Raw genomic sequence first — 21,975 nt, forward strand, 5'->3', positions numbered from 1 at the left:
CGCCGTGCTCCGGCGCAGAAGGGGGTGGGACGAACTAGGATCGGAACATGCCGGACGCCATCCGGGGCCTCGAGCCCCTCCCAGAGCCTCCGGAGCCGAGGAAGGGCGAAGCGGCCTTCTTCGATGTGGACAACACCCTCATGCGGGGGGCGAGCCTGTTCCATGTCGCACGGAAGATGTACCAGCGCAGGGCCTTCACCCTGCGGTTCGCTGCCGGGCTCGCCTGGAAGCAACTGCGCTTCATCATGCGCGGCGAGACCCTGACCGACGTCAACTCGGTGCGCGATGCTGCTCTCGCCTTCGCCATCGGCATAGCGCACGAGGACATCCTGGCCCTCGGCGAGGAGGTCTACGACGAGATGATCGCGTCGAAGATCTGGCCGGGGGCACGAGCCCTCGCCGAACAGCACCTCTCCTCCCGACGGCAGGTCTGGCTCGTCACCGGCAGCCCGGTGGAGGTGGCCGGGGTCATCTCCAGCCGCCTCGGTCTGACCGGCGCCCTGGGCACCGTGGGCGAGGTTGCCGACGGACTCTACACGGGCCGCCTGGTGGGAGATTTTCTGCACGGGCCTGCGAAGGCAGCCGCCGTGCTCGATCTCGCGGAGCGGGAGAACCTGGATCTCTCCCGCTGCTGGGCGTACAGCGACTCCTACAACGACCTGCCGCTACTGACGCTCGTGGGACACCCGGTGGCCATCAACCCGGACTCGAGACTCCGACGCCACGCGCGCACGAACAACTGGCCGGTCTACCATTTCCGCAGCGGTCGCCGGGCCGCCACTCTCGGACTGCGCGCGGCGACAGTCGTCGGAACCGTGTACGGGCTCTGGCGCGGCTTCGCGCGTTTCCGAAGCAGCTGATGAACATCCCGCCCGGGGTCCGTCCAGCGCATCTCCCGGCAACGACGACGGCCCGGCTCCTACGTCTCGGGGACGGGATCCGGGCCGATCGGCCTGCTCCGGCCCGGGGCCGGATGCTCGACTACTTCTTGTTGCGGCGCTGGTGACGCGTCTTGCGAAGCAGTTTGCGGTGCTTCTTCTTCGCCATACGCTTGCGGCGCTTCTTGATGACTGAACCCATAGAGTCCTCACAGACTTGGTGGTTGCCAGCGCTGGTCGTCCGACTCGGGGACCAGAGCTGATGTTGACGGCGCGTACCTGGTGGCAGTTGCCCGGATGACACGGAGGAGGGTCGTGACCCACCCGAAACGCTCCTCTACAGGGTACATCCGTTTGCAGGACGCCCCGGACCGGCGTCAGGCGCTCTCGCTCCGCCCGTCCACCCGCGCCTTGCGCACGAAGTCCTCGACCGCCGACTCCGGGACACGGTAGGACCGACCGAACTGTACGGCCGGCAACTCACCTGCGTGCACCAGCCTGTACACGGTCATCTTCGAGACGCGCATCATGCCGGCGACTTCCGCGACCGTCAGGAACTGCACCTCCGAGAAGTTCTTCCTGTCCGCCATGCCATCCTTCTTTCGTCTGGAGATCAGTGGTCCCGATCGCCCTAGACGGACGTATCGCGGCGGCGCCGCAGGTGCGCCAGGAGATCTGCGGCCCGGCCCGCGGCGCGGCCCACGGTCCATCCGGGCTGCGGACGATCGGCCTCCGGCATGAATTGTCCGTCCGAGACGGCCAGCACGGCACCGGAGAGTGCCCGGTCCACTGCCGCGCCCTCGGGAGCGATTCCGCCGACGGGTGCGGACCCTGCATCAGGCGCCGTCCGTCCGTCGGGCGCAGTCCCTGGATCGCGCAGAGTCCCCCGGCCTGACACGATTCCGACGCGCCCCCTCGCGCCGTCGTCGTCGGTCCTGATGTCCCGTCCGTGTTCGTCCCCGGCAGCGAGAGCGGCGGCCCGGCTCGCCGTCTCGGCAACCGGATCGGCAGCCGCACCCTCGCCGGCACCCGCGGCACCGAGGGAGCTGAGCCAGCTTCCAACCCGGCCGAGGGGTGCGCGTTCCAGTGAGTAGAAGCGCTTCTGGCCCTGTGCCCGCATGGTCACGAGCCCGGCTTCCCTGAGGACCTTCAGGTGCTTCGAGACGGTCGGCTGGCTGACCTGCAGTTCGACGACGAGCTCGCCCACCGCTTTGTCGCCGTCCTGCAGATTCTCGAGGATCTGCCTGCGTGTGCGCTCCGCTATGACAGCGAAGACATCGTCGAATCCCATATGTCCACCCTAGCGATATATACGTTGCGCGGCATCATCTGCCGCAGGGCGCGTCAGTCGAACCAGGGATCGAGTCCGTGAAGGGGGAAGACTGCCTTGCGGGTGGCCATGACGGTGCGGTCCAGATCGTCGTTCGGGTCGTAGCCGATCTCCCAGGAGCGCCACCAGATGTCGGCGCCGTCGCCGAACAGTGCCGGTGCATCGATGCCATGGCGCTCGCGCACATAGTCGCGCCACGCCGCAGGTACGGCAGTCGTGGGCGAGATCCGGGCCCCCGCAGCCACGCCGACGAGGAGCGTCCATGCACGGGGCACCACGGTCGCCAGGGCATAGCCGCCGCCGCCGGTGGCGATCCAGCGCCCCCCGCACAGGCGATCGGCCAGCTCCCGCACACTGAGCATCAGGGCGTGCTGCGCATCGACGCTGAGCCGGAGGTTGGTCAGCGGATCCTCGCGATGCGAGTCGCAGCCGTGCTGGCTCACGATCACCTCGGGCGCGAAGGCCTCGGCGAGCTGCGGGACGATGGCGTGGAATGCGCGCAGGAACGCGGCGTCACCGGCAACGGTGGGCAGTGCCACGTTCACGGCGTAGCCCTCCGCGCCCGGCCCACCGAGCTCGCTGCAGAAACCGGTCCCCGGGAACAGGCTCATGCCCGTCTCGTGCAGGGAGATGGTCATGACGCGGGGATCGTCCCAGAAGATGCTCTGGGTCCCGTCCCCGTGATGCGCGTCCACGTCCACATACAGGACCCGCTGCACGCCGCGGTCGAGCAGGCGCTGGATCGAGGCTGCGGCGTCGTTGTAGATGCAGAACCCGCTGGCGCGCGATCGGGCGGCATGATGCATGCCGCCACCGAAGTTGACCGCCCGGACGGCCGTCCCCTCCAGGATCGATTCGGCGGCGCCGAGGGAGCCACCGGCGAGGCGCGCGCTGGCCTCGTGCATGCCCGCGAACGCAGGTGTGTCCTCGGTTCCCAGACCATGGGCGGCATCGGATCGGTCGGGATTGCCGCTGATGCTCCGGACGGCCCCGACGTACTCGGCGCTGTGCACTGCCGCGAGGTCCTCGTCGGAGGCCACGGAGGGAGCAGTGACGCTCACGCCCTCGAGATCCAGCAGCCCGCTCTCGCGCGCGAGCCGGGCCGTCAGATGCAGCCGCTCGGGGTTCATGGGGTGCTGCCCGCCGAAGTCGTAGGCCAGCATGGAATCGTCCCAGACGACGTGGACGGGGACCGCTGGTCTCGGGTGCGTGGACATCCCTGCAAGGCTACGCGACGATGGTTGCCCGGACGACGTGCCGCGATGAGATGCTTTACTACTGCAAGGGCAACTCGGGAAGATACGGTACCGCTTCAGCGGCAGGACCGGCAGACGGTGTGGAGCGGGCGTCAATGGCAAGTCAACAGCCACGGTGGCTGAGGGACGATCGACACGGATACCTCAGGATCCTGGGCTCCATCCGCGACTTCGCCGACTCGTTCGCCAACAGTTCACCCGCCCGCCTGGCCCTGATGGTCTTCAGCGCCGTGATCCTGGTGTTCACCGCCCTGCTCAGCCTGCCCATGGCAGCGAGCAGCGGGACGGCCACGCCCCTGCACGACGCGCTGTTCACCGCCGTCTCCGCGGTCTGCGTCACCGGACTGACCGTGGTCTCCACCGCAGCGCACTGGTCCTTCTTCGGGCAGTTCGTGATCCTGCTCGGTATCTTCATCGGCGGGCTCGGAACCCTGACCCTCGCCTCCCTGCTGGCGCTGATCGTCAGCAGGCGCCTCGGCGTCCGCGGGAAGCTGCTGGCACAGGCCGCCCTGAACAACGCGAGCCGCCTCGGCGAGATCGGCACGCTGCTGCGGATCGTCATCACCACATCGGTGATCATCGAGATCGTCCTCGCCCTCGTGCTGGTCCCGCGCTTCCTGATCCTCGGCGAACCCTGGTGGGAAGCCCTCTGGCACGGCATCTTCTACTCCATCTCGGCCTTCAACAACGCGGGCTTCACCCCCCACACGGACGGGCTCGTGCCCTACGAGACGGATCTGTGGATCCTCACCCCGCTCATGGTCGGAGTCTTCCTGGGCAGCCTCGGATTCCCCGTGGTCATGGTCCTCGTGCAGGTCCGCCACCACTTCGGCAAGTGGTCGCTGCACGCGAAACTCACCGTCACCGTCTCCCTGATCCTGCTCGTGGTGGGTTCCATCGCCTGGGCGCTGCTGGAGTGGGACAACGTCGGCACCATCGGGGAGCTGAACGGCGGGGACAAGACGATCCACGCCGTCTTCGCCTCGGTCATGATGCGCTCGGGCGGCTTCAACCTGGTGGACCAGAACGCCATGAGCCCGACGACGATGCTCCTCACGGATGCCCTCATGTTCGCCGGTGGCGGCTCCGCCTCCACGGCGGGTGGCATCAAGGTCACCACCATCGCCGTCATGTTCCTGGCCATCGTGGCCGAGGCTCGGGGTGATTCGGAGGTTCGGGCGTGGGGGCGTACCATCCCGCAGGGGGCCATGCGCGTGGCCATCTCCGTGATCTTCATGGGCGCAACCCTGGTGCTGATCGGCTGCGGCCTCCTCCTGGCCATGACCGACGAGCCGCTCGACAAGGTGGTCTTCGAGGTCATCTCCGCGTTCGCGACGTGCGGCCTGAGCACCAATCTCAGCTCCGAACTGCCGCCGGAGGGCAAGTACGTCCTCTCGGCGCTGATGTTCGCGGGCCGCATGGGCACCATCACCCTCGCCTCGGCACTGGCGCTGAGGCAACGCAGCACGCTGTACCGCTACCCCGACGAGAGGCCGATCATTGGCTGAAAGACCAGCACACAACGCACCCGTCCTCGTGATCGGCCTCGGGCGCTTCGGCGCCGCGACGGCCCAGCAACTGGTCCGCCAGGGCCGCGAGGTCCTGGCGATCGAGCGGGATCCGCAACTGGTCCAGAAGTTCTCGAGCCTGCTCACGCACGTGGTCGAGGCCGACGCCACGAATCTCGATGCCCTCCGCCAGCTCGGGGCACAGGAGTTCTCGGCAGCCGTCGTCGGCGTGGGGACCTCCATCGAGTCCAGTGTGCTCATCGCCGCCAACCTCGTGGACCTCGGCATAGCCCATCTCTGGGTCAAGGCCATCACGCCCTCCCACGGGAAGATCCTCAAGCGCATCGGCGCCAACCACGTCATCTACCCGGAGGCCGATGCCGGCCAGCGTGCGGCGCACCTCGTGGGGGGCCGCATGCTCGACTTCATCGAGTTCGACGACGGCTTCGCGATCGTGAAGATGTATCCGCCGAAGGAGACCCAGGGCTTCACGCTCGCAGAGTCGGCCGTGCGTTCGAAGTACGGTGTCACGGTAGTGGGGGTGAAGTCCCCGGGGGAGGACTTCACCTACGCCCGTCCGGACACCAAGGTCTCGGGACGGGACATGCTGATCGTCTCCGGCCACGTGGATCTGCTCGAGCGTTTTGCCGGCCGCCCCTAGGATGCCCGCACGCCCGCTGCGACGCTCCTGGCGCAATGCCGTCCTCCCACCCGGGTGGGCGGCGGCCGGCCTCGTGGCCGCACTGGCCGCCGTCGTGGTCGCCGCCCAGATCCACGGCCTGGATCTGGCCGTGTACCGGGAGGGAGCGCTCGCGCTGCTCGGGCAGGCCGACGGCAAGCAACTCTACGACGATGCGCTGATCCGCACCGACACCCGCGGACTGCCCTTCACCTATCCTCCCCTCGCAGCCGTCCTCTTCGTCCCGCTGGCGCTGCTGCCCGGCACGGCGGCCCTGGTGCTTCTCACCGCGCTGTCCCTGGTGTGCCTCGTGGGGGTCGCCGGCGTCGTCGTGCGCTACCTGAGCACCGTCGGCAGGCCGGCCCGCCCGGTGTGGCGGAGGCCTGCGCTCGTGCTCGCCGTGCTGGTGATCGGGATCAGCGGGCCCTGGCGCGAAGGTCTGGGGTTCGGCCAGGTCAACGCGCTGCTGATGATTCTGGTGCTGGCCGATCTGCTCCGCTCCACGAGGCTGCCCTCGGGTGTCCTCACCGGGGTAGCCGCAGGTATCAAACTGACACCGCTGGCCTTCGGGCTGGTATTCCTCGCGCGCCGGGACTGGCGGTCGCTGGCCTGGATGACGGCGTCCTTCGCGGGGACCGTGGGTGTGGGATGGATCCTGGCGCCACGGGAGTCCACTGTGTTCTGGCTCGATGCCCTCTTCGACGCGTCGCGCGTGGGCGCCACGGCGGATCTCTACAATGTGTCGCTGAACTCGGTGATCGCACAATCAGGTCTCGCGGAGGAGCTGCAGCGTCCTGTCTGGGCCATGGCCGCCCTGCTCGTCACGGCGATCGGCTACGTGGCGATCCGGCGGGCGGACGAGGACGCCGACGCGGTGCGGGCCATCGCCGCCAACGCCGTCGTGATGCTCGCGATCTCTCCCATCTCCTGGTTCCACCACTGGGTGTGGATCGCGCTGATCCTTCCGGCCGGCCTGCTCCACGCCCGCCGGCTCGCGGGAACGCGGCGCGTCGTGTGCCTCGTCCTGCTGGCCGCGCTGGTGCCGGTGATGATGTTCTCCTCGATCACGGTGACCCTGACCCTTACCGGGGAAGTGTCGGGCGAGGGCCCCCCGGCGCTGCGGCTGTTCACGGCGCTGGGTGTGATCCTCCCGGTGGCGCTGCTGGCGCTGTGGGCCCTGCGTCCCGTCAGCTCCCCGGAGGTCCTGCCAGCTCCCGCGTGATCTCTGCCGCACGCGCCGTCGCCGCGCGGGCGCCGTCGGTGATGATCCCGGGGAGGCCGAGCTCGTCGAAGGCCTCGATGGCGCTCTGCGTGGTGCCGTTCGGGCTCGTCACCGCCTTGCGGAGTACCGCAGCGTCGGCGCCCCGCTCGGCCAGCATGAAGCCCGCGCCCGCCACGGTCTCGCGGGCGATCTGCGCGGAGAGCTCCGGAGCCAACCCGAGGTCCACGCCGGCGGAGGCCATGGCCTCCGCGAGATAGAAGGCGTAGGCGGGGCCGGAGCCACTGACCGCAGAGAGCGCATCCACCTGGTCCTCGGGGATCTCGACGACGGTGCCTGCGGGCTCGAGCAGGGCACGGGCCCGCTCCATGGTCTTGGGTCCGGCGGAGGATCCGGCGGAGATGGACAGCACTCCCCTGCCGAGGCGTGACGGCGTGTTCGGCATGGAGCGGATGACGGGCTGGCCCTGCGGCAGCGCGTCCTCGATCATCGCGAGGGAGACGGCTGCCGCGACGCTGAGGACCACGGCGGAGGGCGGGAGCGCGGAGGCTATCTCGCGGGCCAGCGCGACGACGCCCACCGGCTTGACCCCGAGGACGACGACGTCGGCGTCGCGCACGGCAGCGATGTTCGCGCCGTCGTCCTCGCCGGTCGCCAGGGCCCGCACGCCGTGGCGCTCCTCCAGCTCACGGGCACGTTCGGCGCGGCGGACCGTAGCGGTGACCTGCGCGGGATCGAGCCCGGCCGCGAGGAGCCCTGCCAGGATGGACTCGTTCATGGATCCGCATCCGAGGAACGCGATGCGTTGGGGGGAGGTCGTCGTCATGCTGCTCATCCTGCCACGCGGCCTTCCCAGCTCACTCCCAGCCACCGCGCGGTTCCGGCACATGTGGGGCACCTAGAGTCGGATCACCCCCATAGGGGTGCGAGTGATAGGGCCGGACCTTCCTGATCCGGCAGGCGTCGATGACAGCAGTGGATCCCCCCAACCCCTGCCCGGTCACCGGCGCCACTCCCTTTTAAGGGAGGCTTCCGGTCGATCTTTTCAGGGAGGCTTCCGGTCGATGCCCGCCAGGCGGGGGCCGGGTGTCGACCGGTGCTGGAATCGCGGTCAGTGCCGCAGGTGCGTGCGCGCGAAGTCGAGGGTCTCGGCCAGCCAGTCCTCGCGCTCCCCCGCGCCACGGGCGCGTCGGGTACTCACCTCGACCGCCACGACGCCGTCCCAGGCCGACGTCGCGAGGTGGTTCAGGGCCTCCGCGCAGCGTTGCTGGCCCTGGCCCGGCAGCAGGTGCTCGTCCTTGCCGTTGGGCGTGCCGTCCGTCAGGTGCACGTGGGCGAGCCTGCTGCCCAGCCCGCGGATCTCCTCGTAGGAGTCCATTCCGGCGATGGCCGCGTGGGAGAAGTCCCAGGTGATCCGCTCGTAGGGCTCCGGGACCGGATTCCAGTGCGGCAGATAGGCCTTCGCCTCCCGGCCGCGGATTTTCCACGGATACATGTTCTCCACGGCGATGTCGACGCCGTACTCGTCGGCGACACGAGCGATGCCCGCGCCGAACTCCTCCGCATATCCCGTCTGCCAGCGGAACGGCGGGTGGGTCACGACGGTCTTCGCGCCGACCTCCACCGCCATCGCGGCCGAGAGCTCGATCTTGGTCCACGCCTTGCCCCAGACCTGCTGGGTCAGCAGCAGGGTCGGAGCGTGGATCGCCAGGATCGGCATCTCGTACCGGTCGCTGAGCACATTGAGCTGGTCCGGGTCCTGGCTCACCGAGTTGTTGGTGACCATGACCTCCACGCCGTCGTAGCCCAGGTCCTGGGCCAGCGCGAAGGCGTCGTGGACGGCGAGGGGATAGACCGAGGCGCTCGAGAGCGCCACCGGGATGGCGCGCGCCTGCCCGTCCGAGTCCACCATGTCAGACCCCCTCGTGGACGGGTGGGCGGCGGACCGAATCGAGCTCGGCATGACCGAGCCGCGCTCCGGGGAGGGGCTCGACGGCGTCGAACATCTTCGCGTCGAATCTGCGCAGCAGCACACCTTCACGCAGCGCCCAGGGGCAGATCTCGATCGAGGGGGCCTTGAAGAGTTCGAGCGCGCACTCGGCGACGAGTGCGCCGGCAAGGACCTGCGGAGCGCGGAGTTCGGAGACGCCGTCGAGATGTGCGCGCTCCGCACTACTCATCGCGGACAGCCGTCGTGCCCAGAGGGAGACATCGACATGGCGCAGTTCCCGTCGGACGAACGGACCGGCGGCCGACGGTGCCGCGCCTGCCATCCGCGCCAGGGAGCGGAAGGTCTTGGAGCTCCCGGTCACGAGGTGGGGCGTCCCGAGGTGGGCGAACTGCGGCACGCATTCGCCGAGGACCGCGCGGATGTGCCGTCGCAGGGCGTTGACCTTCTTCGCCGACGGCGGGTCGCCCTGGAGCCACTCACGTGTGAGCCTGCCCGCGCCCAACGGCACGGACAGGGCAACGTCCGGGAGCTCGTTCACCCCCATGGCCATTTCGAAGGAGCCGCCTCCGATGTCGAAGTTGAGGATCGAGTCCGAGGCCCAGCCGTACCAGCGGCGGACGGCCTGGAAGGTGGCGGCCGCTTCCTGGTCGCCGGAGAGCTCCTGCAGGTCGACGCCGGTCTCCTCGCGCACGCGCGCGAGGACCTCGCTGCCGTTGGCCGATTCACGGATGGCCGAGGTGCAGAACGCGAGGAAGTCCTCCGCCCGGTGCCGGGTGGCGAACTCGCGTGCCTCCCGGACGAAGCCGATCAGCTCGTCCTGGCCGGCACGCGAGATACTGCCGTCGCCTTCGAGGTACGCCACGAGCTGCAGGGGTTTCTTGTGGGACGCGAAGGGTAGCGGCCGCCCACCGGGGTGGGCGTCGACCAGGAGCAGATGGACCGTGTTCGACCCGATGTCCAGCACACCTAGACGCATGGTTCCCGCTCTTCCAGCTCAGTCCTCGCTCGTACCTGTCTGTTCCGTGCCGCCTGCCGACCTATTTGGCCGCCGCGGCCTTGCGCTTGGCCGGTGCCCGCCGCGTGGTCTTCTTCGGCGCGGGCCCCTTGGCGCGCTTCTCGGCGAGCATGTCGATCGCCTGCTCACGCGTGAGTTCCTCGATGGCCATCGACGCGGGCACCGTGATGTTGGTGACGCCGTCGGTGACGTAGGCGCCGAAACGTCCGTCCTTGACCACGATCGCCTTCTCGCTCACCGGGTCGTCGCCGAACTCGGCGAGCGGTGGGGTGACCGCACGGCCGCCACGCTGTTTGGGCTGCTTGTAGAGCTCCTGCGCCTGCTCGAGGGTGATGGTGAAGATCTCCTCCTCCGACCCGATGGAGCGTGAATCGCTGCCCTTCTTCAGGTACGGGCCGAACCGGCCGTTCTGCACCGTGATCTCCTTGCCGTCCTCATCCGTGCCGAGGACGCGCGGCAGGTTCATCAGCCGCAGGGCCTCCTCGAGGGTCACCGTGTCGACCGACATGGACGCGAACAGCGATCCCGTGCGCGGCTTGACCTTGGTGGGCTTCTTCGGTGGTTTGGGCTTGCCGTTCTTGTAGTACTCCACCGGCTGCTTCGCCAGCTCCTCGGCGGTGACCTCGGGGATCAACTCGATCACGTAGGGCCCGTAGCGGCCGTCACGGGCCACGATGGAGCGCCCGGTCTCCGGGTCGGTGCCGAGGACCCGTTCCTCGGACTGGGGTGCTTCCATCAGCTCGACGGCCTTCTCCGCCGTGAGTTCGTCCGGAGCCAGCTCCTCGGGTACGTTGGCGCGCTGCGGTTCGGTGCCCTCGGGCGCATCTGCCGGGAGCGGCTTCTCCAGATACGGGCCGAACTTGCCGACGCGCAGCGTGATGCCCTCGGCGATCTCCACCGAGTTGATGCTCCGGGCGTCGATCTCGCCGAGGTCGTTGACGATCGTGTGCAGACCGGTGTCCTTACGGTCCCCGTAGTAGAACTGCGTGAGCCACTCGACCCGCCCGGTCTCGCCCCGCGAGATCCGGTCCAGGTCCTCCTCGAGTTCCGCCGTGAAGTCGTAGTCCACGTAGTCGTTGAAGTGCTCCTCGAGGAGTCGCACCACGGAGAATGCGATCCAGCTCGGTACCAGGGCCTGGCCGCGGGTACGCACGTAGCCCCGGTCCATGATGGTGGACATGGTCGCCGCGTAGGTGGACGGGCGGCCGATGCCGCGCTCGTCGAGCACCTTCACCAGCGAGGCCTCGGTGTAGCGCGGCGGAGGTGAGGTCTCGTGGGCGAGCGCCTCGATCGCCGTCGCCCCCAGGGCATCGCCCTTGACGACATTCGGCAGTCGGCTGCCCTGAGCATCCCCGTCCGCGCCGTCCTCGGCCCGATCGGCGTCGCGCCCCTCCTCGTAGGCGGCCATGAAGCCGCGGAAGGTGATCACGGTGCCCGAGGCGGAGAACTCGGCGTCCCGGCCGTCGGCACTGACGGCACCGAGGCGCAGCGACGCAGTGGAGCCCTTGGCGTCCGCCATCTGCGAGGCGACGGTGCGCTTCCAGATCAGTTCGTACAGACGGAACTCGTCCCCCCGCAGCCCCTGGGCCACCTGCGCCGGGGTGCGGAAGGAATCGCCCGAGGGACGGATGGCCTCGTGGGCCTCCTGCGCATTCTTGGCCTTGCCCTTGTAGACACGGCGCGCCTCGGGCACGTACTCGGGCCCGTAGAGCTCCGAGGCCTGCCGGCGCGCGGCGTTGATCGCCTGGTCGGAAAGCGAGGACGAGTCGGTCCTCATGTACGTGATGTAGCCGTTCTCGTACAGGCGCTGCGCCACCTGCATGGTGACCTTGGAGCTGAAGCGCAGCTTGCGGGCCGCCTCCTGCTGCAGGGTCGAGGTGGTGAACGGCGCGGCAGGACGGCGCGTGTAGGGCTTGGTCTCCAGGGACCGGACGGTGAACTCGGCACTCTCCAGCCCTGTCGCGAGGGAGCGGGCGGCTTCCTCGTCGAGCCGGACGGAATTCGCCGCCGTGAGCTCCCCGCGGTCGGAGAAGTCCTTGCCGGAGGCGATCCGGCTGCCGTCGACGGCAACGAGCTTCGCCGGGAACGCCGAACCCTTCGCGGCGTCCGCCGGCGTGAAGGAACCGGTCAGATCCCAGTACGACGCCGTGCGGAACGCCATGCGCTCACGCTCGCGCTCCACGACGAGGCGGGTGGCGACGGACTGCACACGGCCTGCGGAGAGTCCGCGCGCCACCTTCCGCCACAGCACGGGGGAGATCTCGTAGCCGTAGAGGCGGTCGAGGATGCGGCGGGTCTCCTGGGCGTCGACCATGGGGATGTCCACCTCGCGCAGCTCCCCCAGAGCGCGTGTGACGGCTTCCTTGGTGATCTCGCCGAACGTCAGGCGGTAGACGGGGACCTTGGGCTTGAGGACCTGCAGCAGGTGCCAGGCGATCGCCTCACCCTCGCGGTCGGCGTCGGTCGCGAGATAGAGCGCGTCGGCGTCCTTGAGGGCGGCCTTGAGCTCGGCAACGGTCTTGCGCTTCTCCGGGGACACGACGTAGTACGGCTCGAAGTCCTTGTCGAGGTCCACCGCGAACTTGCCCACGGAGGACTTCTTGAGCTCGGCCGGGAGGTCCGAGGGCTGCGGGAGGTCGCGGATGTGCCCCATGGACGCCGCGACCTGGAAGCCCTCACCGAGATAGCCCGAGATGCTCTTGATCTTGCTGGGCGACTCGACGATGACGAGCTTCTTGCCGTGCTTCTTGTCCGTGGCCTTGGTCGGCACTTCTCTCCTCGATCTACTGTTCGATGCCGCGGCAGCCGGGAGGGATCCTGTCCGGATCCCGCTGCTGGGCCTCATCCTTCAGTATGCGTCATGCCTGCCTGCATCCGGGAAATCGGCGTTTCCCGGAGAATTTCAGGGCAGCGGGACCAGGAACCCCTCCCGCAGGAGCTGCTCCACGTCCACCAGCAGCTCGGCGATGAACGCTGCGTCGGGCCGCTCCAGCAGCATCGCGAGCGCTCCGGCGATCTGCCCGGCCGTGAGGTCGCCGTCGCACGCCGAGACGAAGCCGGCCAGTTCCGTACTGAGCAGCGTGGTGCGCCGGAGCCCGGCTCCCTGGCGCAGCAGGATGATCCCGGGGTGCTCGGCGCCCGGACGCTGGTGCCTCTCCTCGGTGACGTCGTCCGCCACCAGCAGGAACTCGTCGGCGATCCCACTCCCCGACGCGGCCTGCTCGGTGTGGGCTGCGAGCCAGTCGCTGCGCGCCACGGCGGCTGCGAGATGCGGTCCCACGGGCTGCTCGATCTCGTGGGTGATCTCCTCGACGGTCACCCGTACCAGATCGCTCGGGGCAGGGGGGCGTCGCAGCCAGATCCAGCCGAAGCCGACGCCCTCGACGGACCGGGACGCGAAGTCGTCGAGGTAGGCGTCGAAGCCGGCAAGATAGCTCTCCCTGTCTCGGTCCTCGGCGGCATCCCGGAGCCAGGTCTCGGCGTACTGCACAGGGCTCTGCTGCTCGCGCTGGATCACCCAGGCGTCCAGCCCAGCGGGGATGAAGGCACGGATGCGCCTGTCCCACGCGGTGGATCCGCTGATCTCCCAGTTGCCGAGGAGCTGCGCGGACCCGCCGGGCGAGAGCACACCGGGGAGGTCGCGGACGAGGTTCTCCACGATCGCGTCCCCCGCGAGACCGCCGTCGCGGTAGGTGTAGGTGTCCTCGGGCCCTCCGGTGCGGGGCGTGATGACGAAGGGCGGGTTGGAGACCACGAGCTGGAAGCGGTCCGCAGCGACGGGCTCGAGCAGGTTTCCGAGCCGGAGACTGATGCGGTCCCCGAGGTGCTGCGGGTCCACGTCCAGGGCCGGGGCGTTGAGCAGAACATTGAAGCGTGCGAAGGCGAGCGCCCGCTCCGAGATGTCCGTCGCCGTGACGTGCCGGGCATGGGAGAGGAGGTGGAAGGACTGGATCCCGCACCCCGTGCCGAGATCGAGGGCCCGGTCCACGGGTGCCCGCATGACGGTCTGCGCCAGGGTCAGCGAGGCACCACCGATACCCAGGACGTGGTCCCGGCGCAGGGGACCGGGGCGCTGCTCCGACCCTAGATCGCTGGCCACCCAGAGATTCCCCGCGACATCGGAGCCGTAGGGGCGCAGGTCCACCGTGGCGCGCCGGTGCGGCCCGGAGGCCTCGGCACCGACCGGTTCGATCAGCCTGAGATGCTCGAGGCCGGAGACACCGGTCCCCGGGAACGCCGCGCGCAGGTCCTGCTGCTCCACGGCCTCCCCGAGCAGCCAGAGCAGAACGGGAACGGCGCGGGTACGGCGCGGGCCGCCGAGGAGGCGTCGGCATTCCAGCAGCGCCGGCGCGGTCTGGCCCCGATCGAGGGCTGCCGCCGCCTGGGCGCCCAGGAGCGCTGCGACGCCGTCGACCGTGTACCCGAGGTCCGTCAGGTCCGCGGCGAGCGCTCCGAGCAATGCGAGGTCCTCGCTCGAGGGTGCCGTGGCAACGTCGTCGTCGAAGTCCGCCCATCCCGTGACGGATGCATCGGGCGGGATCACGCGGCGCCCGCGATGGTCGCCTCGGCCTCGTCCGGCTCACACCCCTGTGGGCACCGCAGGGTCACCGGGTCACCCGCACATCGGTCGCAGAACAGCGTGAGATTCCGGCAGACGCTGTTCGAGCAGTTCTCGAACGTGCTGGTGGGTGCATGGCAGCGGACGCACGATCCGAGGGTGACAGCGTCATCGCTGAACTCGAGGTGCATGCGCTTGTCGAACACATAGAGCGAGCCCTCCCAGAGTCCGCCGTCACGGTAGGTCTCGCCGTAGCGGATGATCCCGCCGTCGAGCTGGTAGACCTCCCGGAAGCCCCGATTCACCATGAGGCTGGAGAGCACCTCGCAGCGGATGCCGCCGGTGCAGTACGTGACGATCGGGGAATCCTTGAGGTCGTCGTACCTGCCCGAGTCGAGTTCCCGGACGAAGTCGGCGGTGGTTCGGACGTCGGGGACCACGGCACCCTTGAATCGCCCGATCTGCGCCTCGAAGGCGTTCCGTCCGTCGAAGAAGACCACCTCCCGGCCCGAGCCACGCCTGGCATCGACCAGCTGGTGCACCTGCTCCGGGGCCAGGTGCGTCCCGCCGCCCACCACGCCGTTCCCGTCCACGCGGAGTTCACCGGGGGCACCGAAGGAGACGATCTCCTCGCGCACCCTGACGCTCAGGCGGGGGAAGTCCTCGGCGCCGCCGTCGGACCACTTGATGTCCATGCCACGGAACGCGGGATGCTCACGCGTGGTCTTCACGTACTGCTTGACCGCACCGACCTCGCCGCCGACCGTACCGTTGATGCCGTCCTTCGAGATGAGGATCCTGCCGCGCAGGCCCCACTTCTCGCACAGGGTCCGCTGCCACAGGCGGATGGCCTCGGGATCGGGCAGCGGGGCGAAGGCGTAATAAAGGGCAATACGGTTGGTCGACACGACTTAAAGCGTACTTTGCGTATCGAATCGGTCTCCCTCGGAGGGCTTCGCTGTGTTTCGCGGGCTCCGACAACTATCGTTCACGCATGGGTGCACACGTAGATACCGAACTCCTCCAGACCTGGATCACCGGATGGTCCGCGTGCCGTGGCGTGCAACCGCACGACGACGGCGCCAGCACCTTCGTGGTCACCACGGACCCGCAGGAGCAGACGGAGCACTTCCTCCTCGAACCCTCGACCGAGCAGTTCCTCGAGTTCGCCAGAGAGACGAAGGCCGACCCCCGGCGCGTGCTGACGGTCGTCACGAACCGCATGCAGGACCTGCTCGACGCCGCCGATCCGCTCGGCATGCGCGTGACCGACCGGAAGCAGTCCCTCATGAGCGCCGACATGCACGGCCAGGACGTGGAGGACCCGCGCCCGCCCTCCGAGGACTTCGTGCTGGAACGCTCCGAGGACGGGCCCTGCCGCCATGTGTCGGTGCGGGTCGGTGAGGAGCTGGCGGCCCGCGGATCGGTGTCGGTGGTGGGCGATTACGCCGTCTACGACCGCATCATCACCGAGGAACAGTTCCGCCGCCGGGGACTGGCCAGCTTCGTCATGCGGGCGCTGACCGCCGGCGTCCTCACCGACGACGTGACCACCGGACTGCTGATGGCCTCCGCTGACGGACGTGCGCTGTACGAGTTCCTGGGGTGGCAGCACCTCGCCGACGTGTTCGTCATCAGAGGATAAGGCCCTTTCCCGCTCTCCTCGCCGGCGAGCCGGTGGGAGGATTGCGGCGTGGCCGCGCATGACTCTCTCCTTCCGCTGCTCGGGGGCGGACCCGCCCCGGAGCAGTTGCTCCACGTGCGCCGGATCCCGTCCCGTGCCGCGGAGCACGGGGAGTGGCCCGACTGGGCCCATCCCGACGTCGTAGGGGCCTTCACGGCCCGGGGTGTCCACGAACCGTGGCGGCACCAGGTGGAGGGTGCTTCCTCCGCCCATGCGGGGACGCACACCATCATCGCCACGGGGACGGCCTCGGGTAAGTCCCTCGCCTACCAGTTGCCCGTGCTCGACGAGATCCATCGCAGCGAGCTGGGCAGCCGGGCCACCCTGGCGCCCAGCGGATCGGTGGCCCTGTACCTCGCGCCGACCAAGGCGCTGGCAGCCGACCAGCTCTCGTCCGTCAACGCACTGAAGCTGCCGACCGTCCGTGCGGAGACGTACGACGGCGACACGGAGGCGGGCGCCCGCCGCTGGATCCGGGACCACGCCAATCTGGTCCTGGCCAACCCGGACATGCTGCACCACGGGATCCTGCCCAACCACACCTGGTGGGCCCGCTACTTCCGGCGGTTGAAGTACGTGATCATCGACGAGGCGCACAGCTATCGGGGCGTGTTCGGCTCCCACGTGGCCAATCTGCTGCGCAGGCTCCGGCGGGTCTGCGCCAGCTACGGAGCGCACCCGGTCTTCATCGGGGCGTCGGCGACCTCCGCGGATCCCGCCGCGTCCTTCGGGCGGTTGATCGGCCTGGACGCGGAGGCGGTGACCCGGGACAGCTCACCGCACGGCTCCACGACGGTGGCCTTCTGGGAACCCCGGCTCACCGGGATGAAGGGAGAGAACGGCGCACCGACGCGCCGGACGGTCATCGCCGAGACGGCGGACCTGCTCGCGAATCTCGTCTCGGCGCAGGTCCGGACCATCGCGTTCGTCCGGTCGAGGCGGGGAGCGGAGAGCATCGCGCAGACCACGCGGCGCATGCTCGAGGACGTGCACCCGAGCCTGCCGCACAGGATCGCCGCGTACCGCTCGGGGTACCTGCCCGAGGAGCGCCGCGCCCTCGAGGAGGCGCTGCGCAGCGGCGAGCTCCTCGGTGTGGCCAGCACGTCCGCCCTGGAGCTGGGGATCGACATCTCCGGTCTGGACGCCGTCCTCGTGGCCGGCTGGCCGGGGACCCGCGCCTCCCTGCTGCAGCAGATCGGCCGGGCGGGACGCTCGGGCCAGGACGCCCTCGCCGCCTTCGTCGCCAGCGACGACCCCCTGGACACCTACCTGGTGCATCACCCCGAGGCCGTCTTCGACCTCGGGGTGGAGGCCACGGTCTTCGATCCGTCCAATCCCTACGTCCTCGGCCCGCACCTGTGCGCGGCCGCCGCGGAACTGCCCCTGACGGGTGAGGACCTCGCCCTGTTCGGCGCACGCTCCGAGCAGCTCCTGGGCACCCTGGTGGACCAGGGCTTCCTCCGCCGTCGGCCGGCCGGGTGGTTCTGGACGCATCCCCAGAGCGCCGCATCGATGGTTCGCCTCAGGGCCGACGGCGGTGGTCCGATCACGCTCGTGGATGCCGCCTCCGGCGCGGTGCTGGGCACCATGGGGTCGGCACAGAGCCACTACCAGGCACACCCGGGGGCCGTGTACGTCCATCAGGGCCGCAGCTATGTGGTGGAGGAACTGAACGAGCAGGACCACTGCGCCGTGGTGTCCCGGGCACAGCCTGACTACTACACCCAGGCACGCGACGTCACGCGGATCGAGGTGGTGGGCCGCGACGAGAGCCGGCTGTGGGGCGGCGTGCTCGCGACCTTCGGGGACGTGCAGGTCACCACGCAGGTGGTGTCCTTCCAGCGCAAGGCGTTCTCCTCCAACGAGATCATGGGCGAGGAGCCGCTCGAGCTCGCCGCCCGGGATCTCTTCACCAAGAGCGTGTGGTTCGAGATCAGCCCCGAACTGCTCGAAGCCGAGGGTGTCTCGGCGGAGGAGATCCCCGGCGCGCTCCACGCGGCCGAGCACGCCGCGATCGGCCTGCTGCCCCTCGTCGCCGCGAGCGACCGCTGGGACATCGGCGGGGTCTCGACGGCGCTGCATGCCGACACGGGCCAGCCGACCATTTTCGTGTACGACGGACACCCGGGCGGTGCGGGCTTCTCCGAGCGGGGGTTCGAGGCGGCCCAGATCTGGCTGACAGCCACCCGCGACGCGATCGAGGCCTGCGAGTGCGAGTCCGGGTGCCCGTCCTGCGTGCAGTCCCCCAAATGCGGCAACCGGAACAACCCGCTGAGCAAGGGTGGCGCCGTTGCCGTGCTCTCACTCATCCTGCAGCAGGCCGCCGGCGCCACCTCCCCCGGAACCGGCGCCGGCCCGAGCTCCTAGGCGAGCGCCGGTTCGACATCGGGGAGCAGGGGCCGGCCAGCCCCGGCCGGAGTCAGGGACCGCGCCCGGCCAGACGGCCGCGATCAGGGACCGTGCCCGGCCCCAGACCCGCGGCTCGGAGCGACGGAGCCGTCAGGGCGGTGGTCCAGCCCTCGCTGCGCCGGTCGCATCGGGCAGGAGACCCCCTGGATCGACCGACACACGGATGAGCGCAGTGCCCGTACCCGTCGTGCCGATGCCGCATTCCGTGACGCGTGCGCCGTGGAGTTCTGCCACCGCACCGGCGACCACGCACGGGTTCCCCGGTGCGAGACCCCGGGTGGCGTCTGCCGCGGCCAGCGCCGACAGGTCCGCCGCTGTCGCCGCCTTCGACGCGGCGGACGACGCCTGCAGCAGAAGAACCACCACCGCTACCGACAGCAGCGCCAGCACGGCGAGGCCGGTCATCAGGACGGTTCCCGCGCCGGCCTCCGACTCGCCGCCGTCCTGCCTGCTGGAACCGGGATGCGAGTGGCCCCACCGCCGCTCACCCACCGTGTTCCACCTTTCCCGAGGCAGAAGCGCTGAGCTGCAGATCGAGCAGGCCCACCACCGGACCCTCGACACCACTCCTCACCTCCACCGTGGTCCACCCGGCACCCGAGGTCACCTCCACCGATGCGTCCTGGCCGGCGAGCCGCTCGACGGTGCCCCGGACGGACGCAGCACCCTCCCCGCGCATGGCCTCCCGTGCTCCGGCGCGGGCAGCCTCCTCGAGGCGCAGCTGCACCGTCCCGAGGTGCGCGGTCCCCAGCACGAGGGCGAGCAGGACGACCAGGGCGGGAAGAGCGACGGCGACTTCGGCGGTGACAGCGCCACGCTCCGATCGACGGCCGCCTTCGGCCATCGGCGCGCGCGCCGCACCGGGCCCAGGACCTCCAGGTATGCCCGTAGCGTGGGTGCAGCGCCGTGCTGGGTCGCACAGCCGGCGGACCACCGGTACCGCACCCCGGTCAGCTGGTCCGCCCCGGCCACTACCCATCAGCCGAAGTTCAGCGCGGACGTGATCAGGGACATGAGGAGTCCCTTGACCTCGCCGCTCGACAGGACCGCGACGAGGAGCGCCGCGAACCCGACCGCGGCGAGTGTGGCAATGGCGTATTCCGCCGTGGCCATTCCCGCCTCGCTGTCGGGACCTGTTTCCCGGCGTCGGATGGCCCGCTCGTTGGTACGCCGTCGACGCGCCTCTGTACGCCGGGCTGCCCGATGGTCCGCGTGCGCCGTACCCGTTGGCTCGACTACTCCCGCTGCATCCGCGACGGCCCCGGCCCCACGGTTCTGAACGCCGGCGATCGATCGGACGGGCGATACTGCTGTGCCGCATCCTGCCGGCTTCTCCGCCGTCTCAGGCAGCGTCCGCTCCAGTTGGCCCGATTGGGTGTGCGTGGTCATGGCTTCTCCTTCTCTGAACGCAGGCGTCACCCCACGTGCCGTGCGCGGCGATCACCGCTCGTTCCACTCTGGCGATCCGAAGGGTCTCCATCTGTTGCGGACTCGGTTAAGTGGACAACGCCGCACAGCTCGGTTCCCTCTCCGTAGTCACAGTCGATGCAGTTGTCGACGCCTGCGCACCAGCGTGAGGAGCTCCAGGAGGGCGGCTGCGCACCGCGTCGGAGCAGGCTTCCGAATTAGCCACGGGCACGGTCTGGCCCGGCAAGGATCCTGCGATCTTCAGGACGTCGTACCCGAAGTCCGGAGCAAAAAAGGTCCGGGCTCCGATGTCGTACCTATCGGCACACATGCGGCATGGACCTGGGTCGGCTCAGACGGACCGGCCCGGGCCGCCGCTCTGCCGCGAAGGGCCGAAAACAGCCGTGCCGCGGCTCAGGACCCGATCGGGGACAACGCGCCCACGAGCCCGAAAAGATCCTTGGGATCCTCCGGATTCGCCACCAGGTCGATGTCCTCGAAGAAGTCCGAGGCGTCCACGGCGTCGCGGACGTAGCGCAGCGCGGAGAAGTCCTCTATCGCGAACCCGACGGAGTCGAAGATGGTGATCTGCTCGGTCGACGTGCGCCCGGGCACACGGTTGCTCAGGACCTCCCAGAATTCGGTGACCGCGAAGTCGGCGCGCATCTGCTGGATCTCGCCCTCGATACGCGTCTGCGGCGCGAACTCGACGAAGACATCACCCCGGTCGAGGACGGCGGAATCAAGTTCGGTCTTCCCGGGGCAGTCACCACCGATCGCGTTGATGTGCACACCGGGCAGGATGAGATCCGCCGTGAGGATGGTCGCATTGGTCTTGTCGGCGGTGCAGGTAGTGATGACATCAGCACCCTGCACCGCGTCGGACGCCGAGGAGGCGAGGGTGATGTCGAAGCCCAACGGTGCCATATTGCGGACGAATTTCTCCATCGCAGCGGGGTCCGTGTCCCAGACCCTGAGCGTGGTGATGCCCAGGGCGGCACGGAAGGCCAGCGCCTGGAACTCGGACTGGCTACCGGTGCCGATCATTGCCATGATCCCGGCATCAGGGCGGGCGAGCTTCTTCGCCACCATGCCGGACGTCGCTGCGGTCCGCAGTGCGGTCAGCACCGTCATCTCGCTCAGGAACGTCGGGTACCCATTGTGGACATCGGCCAGCACGCCGAACGCCGTGACGGTCTGGAAGCCGCGCGCCGGATTCGACGGGTGCCCGTTGACGTACTTGAAACCGTAGGTCTCATGATCGCTGGTGGGCATCAGTTCGATCACGCCGAAGGGAGTGTGGCTGGCCACGCGGGGCGCTTTGTCGAACGATTCCCAGCGCAGAAAATCGTCCTCGAGATACCGCATGAGCCCGGTGATGATGACCTCTGGCCCCTGGGCGGCTGTCCAGCGGATCATATTGTGCACATCGACGAAGCGCGTCATCTGCGCCCCCTTTCCATGGTGAAACTATGCTCCAATGAGCTTATTGAGCGGCACTATGCATCCACAATGAGGTTACTGAGAGCTTTTCCTCGAGAAGATGTACGAACTGCAGGGGCCGAGGAAGCATTTTGACCACGGGAGAAGCCGGTCCGCTTCTGCTGACTCCTATCTCAGCACGGAGCTGAGGAGCAGGCTCGTCTCGCTGTTGACGACGCCCTCGACGCCGCGGATTCTGCCCAGCACCTGGTCGAAGCCCCCGAGGCTCTCCGTCCGCAGTTGGGCGACGAGATCCCAGCCTCCATTGGTGGTGTGCAGCGCAGAGATCTCCGGGAAACCCCGCAAGTGGCGGATCACCTTGTCGGCGGACCGGCCCTCCACCGCGATGAAGGCGATGGCATGGATGGCCAGCGGGTCGACCTCGTCGCGCACCCTGGCCGTGAAGCCTGTGATGGTTCCCGTCGCGATGAGGCGATCGAGGCGGCTGTTCACGGTGGCCCGGGCGACGCCGAGCCTACGGGCGAGGCTCGCGACCGAGGCCCGGCCGTCCTCCCGCAGTGCGGACAGGAGACGGCGGTCGAGGTCGGTCAATCCGGTCACGTACACAATGTATCCTCCCTCCTGCCATTTCGCTCGGA

Annotated in this window: 21 protein-coding genes; 6 read left to right on the plus strand and 15 right to left on the minus strand. The window is 69.0% G+C overall.

Annotation, left to right across the window (positions count from 1 at the left end):
- Positions 1–47 precede the first annotated feature (47 nt).
- Positions 48–860, plus strand: a complete 813-nt coding sequence (locus FQ377_RS01735; RefSeq protein ID WP_148599516.1) for an HAD family hydrolase — start codon at positions 48–50, stop codon at positions 858–860.
- Positions 861–981: 121 nt separating this feature from the next.
- Here the strand turns inward: FQ377_RS01735 and FQ377_RS01740 are convergent, their stop codons facing one another.
- The 4 genes from FQ377_RS01740 to FQ377_RS01755 form a co-directional block, all read right to left on the minus strand.
- Positions 982–1,080 (minus strand): 30S ribosomal protein bS22, encoded by a 99-nt coding sequence (locus FQ377_RS01740; protein WP_003792170.1) that lies wholly within the window; start codon positions 1,078–1,080, stop codon positions 982–984.
- A 175-nt stretch (positions 1,081–1,255) separates the two neighbouring features.
- A complete protein-coding gene (locus FQ377_RS01745; RefSeq protein ID WP_148599517.1) occupies positions 1,256–1,468 on the minus strand; it encodes a helix-turn-helix domain-containing protein in 213 nt (70 codons plus the stop codon).
- 41 nt (positions 1,469–1,509) lie between these two features.
- Entirely contained in the window at positions 1,510–2,169 is a 660-nt protein-coding gene (locus FQ377_RS01750) for an ArsR/SmtB family transcription factor (protein WP_148599518.1), read from the minus strand.
- 53 nt (positions 2,170–2,222) lie between these two features.
- Positions 2,223–3,425: an acetoin utilization protein AcuC gene (locus tag FQ377_RS01755; protein WP_148599519.1), complete on the minus strand. Its 1,203-nt coding sequence runs from the start codon at positions 3,423–3,425 to the stop codon at positions 2,223–2,225.
- Between the two features lie 134 nt (positions 3,426–3,559).
- Here FQ377_RS01755 and FQ377_RS01760 point away from each other — a divergent pair, with 134 nt between their 5' ends.
- Genes FQ377_RS01760 through FQ377_RS01770 form a run of 3 tightly spaced genes read left to right on the plus strand, consistent with a single transcriptional unit; the run spans position 3,560 to position 6,873 of the window.
- A complete protein-coding gene (locus FQ377_RS01760; RefSeq protein WP_148599520.1) occupies positions 3,560–4,972 on the plus strand; it encodes a TrkH family potassium uptake protein in 1,413 nt (470 codons plus the stop codon).
- On the plus strand, positions 4,965–5,633 hold the full coding sequence (locus FQ377_RS01765) for a potassium channel family protein (RefSeq protein WP_148599521.1): 669 nt from the start codon (positions 4,965–4,967) through the stop codon (positions 5,631–5,633). The genes FQ377_RS01760 and FQ377_RS01765 overlap by 8 nt, the downstream gene beginning before the upstream one ends.
- A 1-nt stretch (position 5,634) precedes the next feature.
- Entirely contained in the window at positions 5,635–6,873 is a 1,239-nt protein-coding gene (locus tag FQ377_RS01770; protein ID WP_148599522.1) for a glycosyltransferase 87 family protein, read from the plus strand.
- Here FQ377_RS01770 and proC read toward each other — a convergent pair.
- The 6 genes from proC to trhO all read right to left on the minus strand — a co-directional run bounded on the left by proC (position 6,839) and on the right by trhO (position 15,302).
- The gene (gene proC, locus FQ377_RS01775; RefSeq protein WP_262364206.1) at positions 6,839–7,696 is read right to left on the minus strand and encodes a pyrroline-5-carboxylate reductase; all 858 of its coding nucleotides are present in this window, start codon (positions 7,694–7,696) and stop codon (positions 6,839–6,841) included. The genes FQ377_RS01770 and proC overlap by 35 nt on opposite strands.
- Positions 7,697–7,981: 285 nt before the next feature.
- Positions 7,982–8,782 (minus strand): sugar phosphate isomerase/epimerase family protein, encoded by an 801-nt coding sequence (locus tag FQ377_RS01780; protein ID WP_148599524.1) that lies wholly within the window; start codon positions 8,780–8,782, stop codon positions 7,982–7,984.
- Between the two features lies 1 nt (position 8,783).
- Positions 8,784–9,797 carry a Ppx/GppA phosphatase family protein gene (locus FQ377_RS01785; protein WP_148599525.1) on the minus strand — a complete coding sequence of 338 codons (1,014 nt, stop codon included), beginning with the start codon at positions 9,795–9,797 and terminating at the stop codon, positions 8,784–8,786.
- A gap of 61 nt (positions 9,798–9,858) precedes the next feature.
- Positions 9,859–12,606, minus strand: a complete 2,748-nt coding sequence (gene topA / locus FQ377_RS01790) for a type I DNA topoisomerase (protein ID WP_148599526.1) — start codon at positions 12,604–12,606, stop codon at positions 9,859–9,861.
- A gap of 132 nt (positions 12,607–12,738) precedes the next feature.
- Positions 12,739–14,379, minus strand: coding sequence for a DUF7059 domain-containing protein (locus FQ377_RS01795; RefSeq protein ID WP_262364207.1), 1,641 nt, complete (start codon positions 14,377–14,379; stop codon positions 12,739–12,741).
- Positions 14,376–15,302, minus strand: coding sequence for an oxygen-dependent tRNA uridine(34) hydroxylase TrhO (trhO, locus tag FQ377_RS01800; protein WP_148599527.1), 927 nt, complete (start codon positions 15,300–15,302; stop codon positions 14,376–14,378). The genes FQ377_RS01795 and trhO overlap by 4 nt, the downstream gene beginning before the upstream one ends.
- Positions 15,303–15,388: 86 nt before the next feature.
- Here trhO and FQ377_RS01805 point away from each other — a divergent pair, with 86 nt between their 5' ends.
- Both FQ377_RS01805 and FQ377_RS01810 read left to right on the plus strand, forming a co-directional pair.
- Positions 15,389–16,039 (plus strand): GNAT family N-acetyltransferase, encoded by a 651-nt coding sequence (locus FQ377_RS01805; RefSeq protein ID WP_148599528.1) that lies wholly within the window; start codon positions 15,389–15,391, stop codon positions 16,037–16,039.
- A 48-nt stretch (positions 16,040–16,087) separates the two neighbouring features.
- Positions 16,088–18,445: a DEAD/DEAH box helicase gene (locus FQ377_RS01810; protein ID WP_148599529.1), complete on the plus strand. Its 2,358-nt coding sequence runs from the start codon at positions 16,088–16,090 to the stop codon at positions 18,443–18,445.
- A 132-nt stretch (positions 18,446–18,577) separates the two neighbouring features.
- Here FQ377_RS01810 and FQ377_RS01815 read toward each other — a convergent pair whose 3' ends face one another.
- The 5 genes from FQ377_RS01815 to FQ377_RS01835 form a co-directional block, all read right to left on the minus strand.
- Positions 18,578–18,979 carry an Rv3654c family TadE-like protein gene (locus FQ377_RS01815; RefSeq protein WP_262364208.1) on the minus strand — a complete coding sequence of 134 codons (402 nt, stop codon included), beginning with the start codon at positions 18,977–18,979 and terminating at the stop codon, positions 18,578–18,580.
- Complete coding sequence (locus FQ377_RS01820; protein WP_148599530.1) at positions 18,972–19,331, minus strand: TadE family type IV pilus minor pilin; 360 nt, start codon at positions 19,329–19,331, stop codon at positions 18,972–18,974. Before FQ377_RS01820 ends, FQ377_RS01815 begins: the two co-directional genes overlap by 8 nt.
- A gap of 134 nt (positions 19,332–19,465) precedes the next feature.
- Positions 19,466–19,876: a DUF4244 domain-containing protein gene (locus FQ377_RS15075; protein WP_262364209.1), complete on the minus strand. Its 411-nt coding sequence runs from the start codon at positions 19,874–19,876 to the stop codon at positions 19,466–19,468.
- A gap of 432 nt (positions 19,877–20,308) precedes the next feature.
- Complete coding sequence (locus tag FQ377_RS01830; protein ID WP_148599531.1) at positions 20,309–21,340, minus strand: ornithine cyclodeaminase; 1,032 nt, start codon at positions 21,338–21,340, stop codon at positions 20,309–20,311.
- A 165-nt stretch (positions 21,341–21,505) separates the two neighbouring features.
- Positions 21,506–21,937, minus strand: coding sequence for an Lrp/AsnC family transcriptional regulator (locus FQ377_RS01835; RefSeq protein ID WP_148599532.1), 432 nt, complete (start codon positions 21,935–21,937; stop codon positions 21,506–21,508).
- Positions 21,938–21,975: the final 38 nt, after the last annotated feature.

The sequence above is a fragment of the Arthrobacter echini genome (assembly GCF_008107445.1).
GTDB lineage: Bacteria > Actinomycetota > Actinomycetes > Actinomycetales > Micrococcaceae > Arthrobacter_D > Arthrobacter_D echini_A.

What these genes read in the sequence shown, in the direction of transcription:
- FQ377_RS01805 (WP_148599528.1), top strand. Translation starts at nt 15,389, where the DNA reads ATGGGTGCACACGTAGATACCGAACTCCTCCAGACCTGGATCACCGGA.
- FQ377_RS01830 (WP_148599531.1), bottom strand. Translation starts at nt 21,340, where the DNA reads ATGACGCGCTTCGTCGATGTGCACAATATGATCCGCTGGACAGCCGCC.
- FQ377_RS01760 (WP_148599520.1), top strand. Translation starts at nt 3,560, where the DNA reads ATGGCAAGTCAACAGCCACGGTGGCTGAGGGACGATCGACACGGATAC.
- FQ377_RS01740 (WP_003792170.1), bottom strand. Translation starts at nt 1,080, where the DNA reads ATGGGTTCAGTCATCAAGAAGCGCCGCAAGCGTATGGCGAAGAAGAAG.
- FQ377_RS01750 (WP_148599518.1), bottom strand. Translation starts at nt 2,169, where the DNA reads ATGGGATTCGACGATGTCTTCGCTGTCATAGCGGAGCGCACACGCAGG.
- FQ377_RS01770 (WP_148599522.1), top strand. Translation starts at nt 5,635, where the DNA reads ATGCCCGCACGCCCGCTGCGACGCTCCTGGCGCAATGCCGTCCTCCCA.
- FQ377_RS01780 (WP_148599524.1), bottom strand. Translation starts at nt 8,782, where the DNA reads ATGGTGGACTCGGACGGGCAGGCGCGCGCCATCCCGGTGGCGCTCTCG.
- proC (WP_262364206.1), bottom strand. Translation starts at nt 7,696, where the DNA reads ATGACGACGACCTCCCCCCAACGCATCGCGTTCCTCGGATGCGGATCC.
- FQ377_RS15075 (WP_262364209.1), bottom strand. Translation starts at nt 19,876, where the DNA reads ATGACCACGCACACCCAATCGGGCCAACTGGAGCGGACGCTGCCTGAG.
- FQ377_RS01785 (WP_148599525.1), bottom strand. Translation starts at nt 9,797, where the DNA reads ATGCGTCTAGGTGTGCTGGACATCGGGTCGAACACGGTCCATCTGCTC.
- FQ377_RS01820 (WP_148599530.1), bottom strand. Translation starts at nt 19,331, where the DNA reads ATGGCCGAAGGCGGCCGTCGATCGGAGCGTGGCGCTGTCACCGCCGAA.
- FQ377_RS01755 (WP_148599519.1), bottom strand. Translation starts at nt 3,425, where the DNA reads ATGTCCACGCACCCGAGACCAGCGGTCCCCGTCCACGTCGTCTGGGAC.
- FQ377_RS01735 (WP_148599516.1), top strand. Translation starts at nt 48, where the DNA reads ATGCCGGACGCCATCCGGGGCCTCGAGCCCCTCCCAGAGCCTCCGGAG.
- FQ377_RS01745 (WP_148599517.1), bottom strand. Translation starts at nt 1,468, where the DNA reads ATGGCGGACAGGAAGAACTTCTCGGAGGTGCAGTTCCTGACGGTCGCG.